The organism is uncultured Cetobacterium sp., assembly GCF_947039425.1.
In the GTDB taxonomy this organism is placed as follows: domain Bacteria; phylum Fusobacteriota; class Fusobacteriia; order Fusobacteriales; family Fusobacteriaceae; genus Cetobacterium_A.
Genome location: NZ_CAMQYW010000067.1, coordinates 1 through 7,810, shown reverse-complemented (window position 1 = coordinate 7,810; position 7,810 = coordinate 1). Strand labels below are relative to the sequence as shown.

General features: G+C 28.9%; 7 protein-coding genes. All 7 read right to left on the bottom strand.

Features of this window, described 5'->3' with window-relative positions; translation table 11 throughout:
- The coding region (locus Q0V09_RS05295; protein ID WP_297487507.1) for a M3 family metallopeptidase at nucleotides 1–1,170 on the bottom strand (1,170 nt) is incomplete at its 3' end.
- A gap of 230 nt (nucleotides 1,171–1,400) precedes the next feature.
- Nucleotides 1,401–2,633, bottom strand: a complete 1,233-nt coding sequence (locus tag Q0V09_RS05290; protein WP_297406601.1) for a uracil-xanthine permease family protein — start codon at nucleotides 2,631–2,633, stop codon at nucleotides 1,401–1,403.
- A 65-nt stretch (nucleotides 2,634–2,698) separates the two neighbouring features.
- On the bottom strand, nucleotides 2,699–3,331 hold the full coding sequence (locus Q0V09_RS05285) for a thiamine diphosphokinase (RefSeq protein WP_297487505.1): 633 nt from the start codon (nucleotides 3,329–3,331) through the stop codon (nucleotides 2,699–2,701).
- Nucleotides 3,324–4,148, bottom strand: coding sequence for an endonuclease/exonuclease/phosphatase family protein (locus Q0V09_RS05280; protein WP_297487503.1), 825 nt, complete (start codon nucleotides 4,146–4,148; stop codon nucleotides 3,324–3,326). The genes Q0V09_RS05285 and Q0V09_RS05280 overlap by 8 nt, the downstream gene beginning before the upstream one ends.
- A gap of 34 nt (nucleotides 4,149–4,182) precedes the next feature.
- Nucleotides 4,183–4,758 carry a D-sedoheptulose 7-phosphate isomerase gene (gene gmhA / locus Q0V09_RS05275; RefSeq protein ID WP_297406199.1) on the bottom strand — a complete coding sequence of 192 codons (576 nt, stop codon included), beginning with the start codon at nucleotides 4,756–4,758 and terminating at the stop codon, nucleotides 4,183–4,185.
- Nucleotides 4,759–4,781: 23 nt separating this feature from the next.
- The gene (locus tag Q0V09_RS05270; protein WP_297406203.1) at nucleotides 4,782–5,657 is read right to left on the bottom strand and encodes a LysR family transcriptional regulator; all 876 of its coding nucleotides are present in this window, start codon (nucleotides 5,655–5,657) and stop codon (nucleotides 4,782–4,784) included.
- 129 nt (nucleotides 5,658–5,786) lie between these two features.
- The coding region (locus Q0V09_RS05265) for a valine--tRNA ligase (RefSeq protein WP_297487501.1) at nucleotides 5,787–7,810 on the bottom strand (2,024 nt) is incomplete at its 5' end.

Below are 7,810 nucleotides of genomic sequence, written 5' to 3'. Positions count from 1 at the left end.
ACCAAGTTCATGGGCAAGAGTAAATACAGAATCCATAGTACCATTATAATTTAAAAGCATATAAGGGTGTACATCATAGATATTTATAGAATATGCTCCACTTCTTTTATTAGGAGTTTCATATACATCAAGCCAACCTTCACTAATAGCTTCTTTTAAACCGTTGTAATACTTTTCACCAAGAGGTTTAACAGACTCTAAGACGTCCTCTTTAGCCTCGTCATAAGAGAACTCTCTATTGTAATCTACAATATTAATTGAGTTATCATAATAATGATAATCTTTTAAATTTAAAGCTTCTTTTCTAAGATGAATATATCTTTTCAAAGGAGCAGTATTTTCCTTAGTTGATTCAATTAAAGTTGTATAAACACTTGTTGGAATATCATTTGGATTAAGAGCTTTTTCTAAACTGCTTTTATAATTTCTTGATTGAGCGGATGCAAAGTCTCTTTGAAGAATACTTTTGTAAATAACTCCATAAGTATTTTTATTAGCATCAAAAGATTTATATAAAGCTTCAAAAGCTTTTTTTCTATCCTCTTGATTTCTATTTGTAGATACAACTTTAGAGTAAACACCATTAGTTACAGGAGTAACTACACCATCAGAGAAAGTAACCTCATTCCATTTAATGTCTGAAGTTGAAAGTTCACTATAAATATCAGATGGAACTCCCATATATTGTCCAAAATATGACAGTAATTTTTCTTTATCTGAACTTAAAACATGTTCTTGTAATCTATAAATCTCCATTAATGGGAATCTATTAGATTCAAGTTGAGGATTTTCATCAATCCACTTAACCATTGTATCCTTTGGAATAGTTAAAATTTCTGGAGTTATCCAAGAAACAGAAATAGCATAATTTGAATAGATACTTTCAATTTCTTGAAGTTTAATAGAAGCTTCTTCATCATTTGAATTTAAATCTCTTTTTAAATATGGATATAAATAAACCTTATCTAAAAGTTTTGAAATTTTTTCTTCAAGATTGTTAAATTCAATAAAAGTATTACTATCTTTATTTATTTGACCTTGAAATTTTGGCATCTCTTTCATAAGAGTTTGTAAATTTTTTAAATCTTTATTCCACTCTTCCCAGTTAGGGTAGATATCATTAAGATTCCATTTATATTTTTGATCAATATCAGCACGGTTTTTTAGCATGTGATCGGCCTCCTTAGTTTTATTTTGTTTTATTAAAGAAGAAGCATTACTACTTATTTCTTTCACTGGATTTTTTCTGGTATTATAAAAATATTTTCCCATAAAACCTAAATTAGCAATTATAGCAAGTAGTATAAATTTTTTCATTAAAAACCCCCACTTTCCTTTTATTGTTTATATATTACAACAAAAAATAAAAAATAGGAAGAAAACCTTCCTATTTTATAAAATTATTTTGTGTCTTGATCTCTTGGTAAAATTTTATTAAGAACAACACCGATCAATGCTGCAATAGCTAATCCAGATAGAGATACTGTTTTCCAAATTACAATGTTATCAATAGCAATTCCTAAAACAAAGATTAAAGATGCTATTAATAAGTTTCTAGAATGAGAGAAATCTAAGTTGGCATCAATAAGTGTTCTAACTCCAACAGAGGCGATCATACCAAAAAGTATTATAGAGATTCCACCCATAACTGGAGTAGGAATAGTTTGTAAAATAACTCCGAACTTACCAATGAAACTTAAAACAATAGCGTAACATGCAGCTATTCTTAAAATTGCAGGATCATATACTTTAGTAACAGCAAGAACTCCAGTATTTTCACCATATGTAGTATTAGCAGGACCACCTAAGAATCCAGCAACAACAGTTGCAACACCATCTCCTAATAAAGTTCTTGAAATACCAGGATTTTTAAAGAAGTCTTTTCCAACAACAGCACCATTAGTAGTAATATCTCCAATATGTTCTATGAAAACAACTAAGGCGATAGGAGCTATTGCAAGAATTGATGTAATTGTAAACTGTGGTACAGTTAAAAGATCTTTTAATGCACTACTTGAGAAACCAATCCATTGTGCATGAGCAATAGGAGCGTAATCTACCATTCCAAGAGCAGCAGCAGTAGCGTATCCAACTATAACAGATATAAGGATAGGCACAAGTCTAAAGAAAGATTTTTCAAGGATTGAAATACTAACCATACAGCAAATAACAATAGCAGCGACAATTAAACTTTTTAAATCGAAATGTCCATTACTATATCCAGCCATAGATAAAGCAACAGGACTTAGTCTCAAACCAATAACCATAATAATCGGTCCAACTACAACAGGAGGGAAAAATGATTTAATTCTATCAACTCCAAATACCTTTACCATAAGAGACATAAAGATATAGACAAAACCAGCAGAAATAACTCCACCCTTTACAGCAGCAATACCACTATCTTTTAAAACTAAAGCTAAAGCTCCTATAAATGCAAATGATGATCCTAAGAAAACAGGAACAATTCCTTTTGTACAAAGGTGAAATAATAAGGTTCCAATTCCAGCAGATAAAAGTGCAACAGACGGGTTTAGTCCAGTTAAAAATGGAACTAATACTGTTGCTCCAAACATAGCTAAAACATGTTGAACTCCAAGAACAAGTTTTGCTTTTGTAGATAAATTATTCATTAATGTATTCCTCCATAAAATTTTTTACTATTAAATAGCCTACAGGATTTAAAGGAAAAAGTCAATTAATAATTTAAAGAGCAAAGTAATTTTCCAGAAGAAAAAAATATCTCTCCAGTATTTTCAATAATAATATTACTCATGCAAGTAGAATCTCCTCTGTATAAAATATGATTATTAAGAGGATATTTAAATCCTTTTAATGTTAGATCTGTAACATAATCTGAAAAAGGGATAAAAGAAACAGTACATCCTTTTAAATTATTAAGAGTAAACTCTTTGGAAATAGAAAAAAGTTCCTCTTTCTCCTCTTTAAAAATAATATTTTTATATTTAAACATTAAGTTAATATTTGTAAGTTCGTGATCTAGCCTTCCACCGATTCCACCAATAACATATATTTTATTAAAATTCAATGATGAAACATATTGAATTAATAGTTCACCATCAGTAAAATCTTTTTCAACATTAAAAGTGATAAGTTTAACATTTTTATTTTTTAACCAATTAATTTCTTCACTTGTTAAAGAATCAAAATCTCCCCAAACTTCAGTAGGCGTAATATTAAGTTCAATAGCTTTTTTTGCTCCTCCATCCGCACAAAAGATATTATTTTTATTAATATTTAAAGAGTTATAAAACTCTAAATTTTTTGTAAAAGTACCATTTAAAAATATATATGCATCGTTATTAATCATCATCTTTTTCTGTATTTACAACAATAAAAATCGGTAAATGATCAGAAACCTCCTTGCGTATTTTTTTATAATTTCCAAGTGTAATATCAAGAGCACCACTTTGACCGAAAAATTCTTTTGTATATTTTTTAGAAATAAAAATATTGTCATAAGCATTGGCGAAACCCTTAGTACCAATAGTTGTTTTTAAAGTTGGATCAACACTATATATAATTTCATCTCTATGTTTTAAAAGTTTAGAAAAACCAGTGTTATTACCAGGAAGATTAAAGTCCCCTCCTATTAAAATATCATTTTCTTTAGGATCTTTATTTTGAAAATAATTATAAACATTAACCATTTCATTTGCTTCAAATTGTCTTTGGCTTATTTTTTTACCATAGATAGAATGAGCCAGAACAAAGGTAAAATCAAAGTTATTAATTTTAAAATTAGCACCAAAAGGTTCTCTAATAAATTTATTTCCATAATCAGGATAGTAACCAATATTTTTTATATGTTTAACTTTATCTTTTTTAAATATATATCCGTAGTACTCTTTATAATTATCAGTACCAACTGGATATGGAGATAGAATATAATCCCATTTATCATTAGAGATATTATTTAAATTTTGAGTAAGTTTTTCAATACCTTTTTTATTCATAACTTCAACAAGTCCAATAAGATCAAAAGGTTGAATAGCCTTTGCTAAATAGATATAATCTTTTCTGTTTTTACCAAGTCTAAGAGTATTAAAAGAAGCAATATATGCTTCTTGAGTAAAAGTTATAGTGTATAGAAAAAGTGAAACTAAACAAATTAAAATTTTTATCATAAAATCACCTCAAAAAAAAAGCCCTTGTGGGCTTTTAGTAGTTTTCAGGAAACATAATTTTTTCTACACCCTCAATAATGATGTGTAATATCATCATATGAATTTCTTGAATTCTATCAGATGTTTTTCCAGGAATAATAAATTCATAATCACATAGTCCTTTAAGTTTTCCACCATCTTTTCCAAGTAAAACACATGTTTTTAAACCAAGAGATTTTGCAGCTTCAACAGCTTTAATTACATTTTCAGAGTTTCCACTTGTAGAAATTCCAATAAACATATCTCCCTCTTTTCCATAGGCTTCAACACCTCTAGAGAAGATATAATCAAATCCGAAATCATTTCCAACACATGTAATATGTGAAGAGTCTGATAAAGAAATAGCAGGTAGAGCTCTTCTATTACTTCTGAATCTTCCTGTAAATTCTTCAGCAAAGTGAAGTGCGTCACAATTACTTCCACCATTTCCACAAATTAATACTTTATTTCCTAAATGAAAAACAGAAGCTAAGTCTTTAGCTACTTTTTCAGTTTCTTTTCTTTCTTCTTCCTCTTTTATAAAATCCTCTAAAAGAGAGAATGTCGTTTTATATGAGTTTAATAATGACATATAAAATCCTCCTTAACTGTATTTTAAAATTTAAAATTCTTTACAAAATTTATAAATTTTATAATATGAGCTAAATTTCGTTTGTCCTTAGTTATAACTATTTGATATGAGTCAGTTACTTCATCAATAGTTTTAATTAATTTAAATTCATTACTATGAATCTCCTTAGCAACTGCATAGTATGGAAGAATAACATTTCCTATCCCCTCTTTAATCATCCCTTTAATAACTCCTAAATTTCCAAGAACAGGAATTCTAGTATTAAAGCAGATATGATTTTTATCCTCTAAAAAACTAATAGCCTTATCGTTATTATAAATATTTTTTCTAGAAATTAAAGGTTCTTTAGAAATAGATTCAAGTTTTTGTCCTCCCTTAGTTCCAACAAGAACATAAGGTACGTCTCCAACAGTGATTACCTCTAAATTAGGATCAGTAATATGTTCTTCATCAATAAGTAGAATATCAAGTTCTCCCTCTTTAAGAAGCTTTAAAAGCCACTCTTTACTAGCAATGGTAATATCATATTCAATTTCTTCGTGAAAAGAAATAAAATTCTTCATAAGAAGAGGTAGTAAAGGTTCTCCTATAACAGATGTAGCACCAATAGAAATTTTAGCTTTATCTAAATTAATAACTCTTTCAATCTCTTTTTCAGCTCTTTTAACTTTTTCAAAAATTTCTTCTGCCATTTTATAAAGTGCTTCACCAGTATAAGTTAACTTTATTTTCTTAGAGCTTCTATCAAAAAGTTTAGAGTTTAATATCTCTTCAAATTTTTTAACTTGGATAGAAACTGCTGATTGATTTATATACAATTTATTAGCTGCTTTGGTAAAACTTTTTTCTTTAGCTACTTCATAAAATATTCTTAAATAATGTAAATCCAATTGCATCATCACCCCGACTTTTATTAGTAAGTATAGTATTTTTTATTCTATTTTAGCATACTTTTATCACAATGGATACATTTTATTTGAAAAAAGTAGTAGAAATCAAAAACTCTACTACTTAATTTTAAGTAAATATTATTGGAAATTTTTTAAATTTTCTATTAATTTATCATATTTATCTTGGAATTCTTTTTGAATTCTTCTTTCTCTATCTAATATATGAGCAGGTGCTTTAGATGTAAATCTTTCATCAGAAAGTTTAGAATTTATTTTATCTAAATCTTTTTTAACTTTCTCAAGTTGTTCATTTATTTTTTTAACTTCAACTTCAACATTTAAAAGTCCTGTTAAGATCATAAATACTTCTGAATCACCGTTAACTCTAAATCCACTTTGTTCAGGAGTAGCAAGATCAGCACCAATTGTTAATTCCTCTATTTTAGTTAATTTAGTTATGAATAACTCATTAGCTTTTAAAGTTTTTAATTCAATTGGATTAGATGTTCTAATAACAACTTTAGCTTCTTTTGCTGGAGAGATTCCTCTTTCAGCTCTAATATTTCTAAGTGATGAGATAAGTCCTTGAATATATTCAAAAGCTTTTTCATCCTCTATATTAACTAAAGCATCATTACAAACAGGGTAATCAGCAAGCATAATAGTTTGACCTTCTAGTTTAATTTTTTGCCAAATCTCTTCAGTCATAAATGGCATAAATGGGTGAAGAAGTCTAAGTCCTGAATCTAAAATAGACCAAAGAACATATTGAGCAGTTTGTCTAGATTTAGCTCCACTTTCCACTTTATTATAAAGTCTAACTTTTGCAAGTTCAACATACCAGTCACAGAAGTCACCTCTTAAGAACTCATATATTGATTTAGCAGCTTCATCAAGTTGGAACTTTTCAAGTTTATCAGCAACATCTTTAGCTGTTCTATTAAACTTAGAGAATATCCATTTATCAACTAACTCAAGTTCAACATTTGATTTATCAAATGATTTAGCATCAAAGTCTTCTAAGTTCATAAGAACAAATCTAGAAACATTCCATATTTTATTAGCAAAGTTTCTACCCATTTCAATTAATTTTTCAGAGAAATGAACATCTTGTCCTTGTGATGTATTATAAAGCATTGTAAATCTAATAGCATCAGCACCATATTCTTTTATTAAGTTAATTGGATCAGGTGAGTTACCTAAAGATTTAGACATTTTTCTACCTAAGTCATCTCTAACAATACCATGTAAGTAAACATCTTTAAAAGGAATCTCTTCCATAGTGTAAAGACCAAACATAATCATTCTAGCAACCCAGAAGAATATAATATCTCCACCAGTACAAAGAGTACTTGTTGGATAGAACTTTTCTAGTTCTTTTGTTTTTTCAGGCCATCCTAAAGTAGAGAAAGGCCATAATGCAGATGAGAACCAAGTATCTAAAACATCAGTTTCTTGAGTTAATTCGACTTCTTTACCATAGTGAGCCGTAGCTTGAGCCATAGCATCTTCATCATTTTTAGCTACAAACATATGCATATCAGGACCATACCAAGCAGGAATTCTATGTCCCCACCAGATTTGTCTAGAGATACACCAGTCTTTTATATTTTCAAGCCAGTTATAGTAAACTTTTTCCCATCTCTTAGGCATGATTTTAACTTCACCATTTCTAACAACTTCTAAAGCTCTCTCAGCTAAAGGAGCCATTTTAACAAACCACTGTTTAGAAACTCTAGGTTCTATAACAGTATCACATCTATAACATCCACCGACATTATGAACATGAGATTCTATTTTAACTAAGAAACCTTGTTCTTTTAAATCTTCAACCATTTTAACTCTAGCATCAAATCTGTCCATACCAGCATAAGCAGGATATTCAGCAGATATTTTTCCATCAGGAGTCATCATATTAATAATAGGTAAGTTAAATTTTTCTCCTAAAACAAAGTCATTAGGATCATGGGCAGGAGTTATTTTTAAAGCTCCAGTTCCAAATTCAATATCAACATACTCATCAGCAATAACAGGAATCTCTCTTCCAACTAAAGGTAAGATTACAGTTTTACCAACTAAGTGGCTATATCTTTCATCATTAGGGTTAACAGCAATAGCAACGTCAGCTAACATAGTTTCAGGTCTAGTTGTAGCTATTATTA

Bases quoted from the DNA above. Each gene is read 5' to 3' on its own strand.
- Q0V09_RS05270 (WP_297406203.1), bottom strand. From the start codon at position 5,657: ATGATGCAATTGGATTTACATTATTTAAGAATATTTTATGAAGTAGCT.
- Q0V09_RS05285 (WP_297487505.1), bottom strand. From the start codon at position 3,331: ATGATTAATAACGATGCATATATATTTTTAAATGGTACTTTTACAAAA.
- Q0V09_RS05290 (WP_297406601.1), bottom strand. From the start codon at position 2,633: ATGAATAATTTATCTACAAAAGCAAAACTTGTTCTTGGAGTTCAACAT.
- gmhA (WP_297406199.1), bottom strand. From the start codon at position 4,758: ATGTCATTATTAAACTCATATAAAACGACATTCTCTCTTTTAGAGGAT.
- Q0V09_RS05280 (WP_297487503.1), bottom strand. From the start codon at position 4,148: ATGATAAAAATTTTAATTTGTTTAGTTTCACTTTTTCTATACACTATA.